General features: G+C 67.0%; 1 protein-coding gene and 1 pseudogene. Both read right to left on the bottom strand.

Going from position 1 to position 2,091, the window contains the following annotated elements; all coding sequences use genetic code 11:
• Positions 1–2: 2 nt before the first annotated feature.
• Positions 3–1,904: a beta-galactosidase gene (locus RMO18_RS13355; protein ID WP_309666521.1), complete on the bottom strand. Its 1,902-nt coding sequence runs from the start codon at positions 1,902–1,904 to the stop codon at positions 3–5.
• Positions 1,901–2,091 (bottom strand): annotated as a pseudogene (locus RMO18_RS13350) (SMP-30/gluconolactonase/LRE family protein); the annotation flags it as partial. The gene RMO18_RS13355 and the pseudogene RMO18_RS13350, both read right to left, overlap by 4 nt.

Here is a 2,091-nt window from a genome sequence, read left to right as displayed (position 1 = left end):
ACCTACAGCGCCGTCCAGTGCACCCCGGCGGGCTCGATGGTTACGCCGGCCCATTCCGCCGGAACCGGGTTGTAGTTGAACAGGAACCGGTGGGTGGCGCTGTCGCGGCGGCGGAGGCCTTCGGGGAGGGGGTCGGTTTCGATGCCCTCGGCGGCGCAGGCGGTTTGCAGGATGCGGGTCATCGCCTCGTCATCGGGCCAGCCGCCGAGGTAGTGGAGCTTGCCAGCCGAGACGAGGGCGGGCCAGCCATCGGTCGCGGCCTCGGTCACGGTGGCGGTGCCTTCCAGTTTCTCGCGCCAATGCAATAGGTTGCCGCCCTGTTCCAGCGGCACGGGCACGTCCGGCGGCAGGCTTTCGACGCGGATGATGCGGGTATCAAGGCCGGGCAGGTTGGGGGGCAGCGGCACCGGGATCGAGAAATTCTCGGTCTTCGAATTGGTGCGCGGGCCAAGCAGGCTGGTGCCCTTGTGGGCGGCGAGGGCGGCCTTGAGGGGGGCGGAGAGGGTGAAGAGGCCGGGGGCCAGCACCAGCTTGTAGGCGCTTAGATCAGCGGTATCGGGGGGCAGGATATCGACGTTGAGGCCCAGGCGGCGCAGGCCCTTGTAGAAGTGGAAGGTGAGCCAGAGGTAGCTGAAGCCACGGCCCTGCGGCTGGATGTCCCACGCCCAATCGGAGGCGTAGTCGAAGATCAGCGCCACATCGGCGCGGGCGGTGCCGACATCGGGCATCGTGCGGAGTTCGGCGGCAACCTGCTCGGCCTCGGCGAAGGCCTGGGCGGGGGCGCTGTCAGGGCGCAGAAGGCCTGCGTGCATCTGTTCCTGCGCGAAGGGGGCCTGACGCCAGCGGAAGTAGCAGACGGTTTCGGCACCGTGGGCGAAAGCCTCCCACGCCCAGAGGCGGGCCATGCCGGGCAGGGGATCGGGGTTGTAGGGGGCCCAGTTCACCGGGCCGGGCTGTTGTTCCATGATCCACCAGCGGCCCCGACCGACGGCGCGGTACAGGTCATGGTGGAAGGCCTGGAAATCGGGGTCGCCCTGGTGGACGAAGCGGCGCTTGTGGTCAGGGTCGGCGGGGATGCGGTCGGAGAGGAAGCCGAGGGGGTAGCTGTCCCAGCTTGCGATATCGAGATCGGCGCCGGTGGCGAAATGGTCGAATTCGGTGACCGCACCCATGTAGTTGTGGGCGATGGGGGCGGGGGAGTGGCGGCGCAGGATGTCGGTCTGCAGGCGGTTGAAACTGACCACCTCGTCCGAGGCAAAGCGGCGGAAGTCCATCACATGGGAGGGGTTCGGTTCGGTCACGGTCAGGTTCGGCAGGCCGATGTCGTTGAAATCAGTGTATTCCATCGACCAGAACACGTTGCCCCAGGCGCGGTTCAAAGCGTCGGGCGATTGGTACTTCTGCGCCAGCCAGTTGCGGAAACCTTCGGTCGCGGCCTTGGAATAGCTGAGCGTGGTGGCGTGGCAGGCATATTCATTGTCGGTCTGCCAGGCGGCGACATGCGGGTTGCGGCCGTAGCGTTCGCCCATGGCCGAGACGATTTTCGCGCAGTCCGCCCGGTAGCCCGGATGCGAGAAACAGTAGTGCCGGCGCGAGCCGAAGCCGCGGGGTTTGCCATCGCGGTCCAGCGCCAGCATGTCGGGGTGGCGGTCCAGCATCCAGCGCGGCGGGGTGGCGGTGGGGGTGCCGAGAACGACTTTCAAACCATGCGCGCCAAGGGTTTCGATAGCGCGGTCAAGCCAGGCCCAGTCATAGGTGCCGGGGATGGGTTCCATCCGGCTCCACGCGAATTCGCCGATGCGGACCCAGGTCAGGCCAAGTGCTGCCATGCGGGCGGCGTCTTCGGCCCATTGCGCCTCAGGCCAGTGTTCGGGGTAGTAGCAGACGCCAAGAGTGCGTTTCATAGGATGACCTGATGTTCGGATTGGCCGGTGGCGACGCCGGTGGCCATGAAGGTTTTGCCCGCATGAGGGTGGGCAGCGCGGGCCTGTGTGTCCATCCCCTGCAGGGCGGTGGTGCAGTACAGCGTATCACCACCGAAGGCCGGGCAGGAGGTGTGCGGCGCATCGAAGGGAATGGCGCGCAGGAAGG

It is taken from the genome of Tabrizicola sp., assembly GCF_031377265.1.
Classification (GTDB): Bacteria; Pseudomonadota; Alphaproteobacteria; order Rhodobacterales; family Rhodobacteraceae; genus JAUYQR01.
This window is presented reverse-complemented; position numbering and strand designations above follow the sequence as displayed.

Coding starts and splice junctions, on each gene's coding strand:
- RMO18_RS13355 (WP_309666521.1), bottom strand. CDS start 1,904: ATGAAACGCACTCTTGGCGTCTGCTACTACCCCGAACACTGGCCTGAG.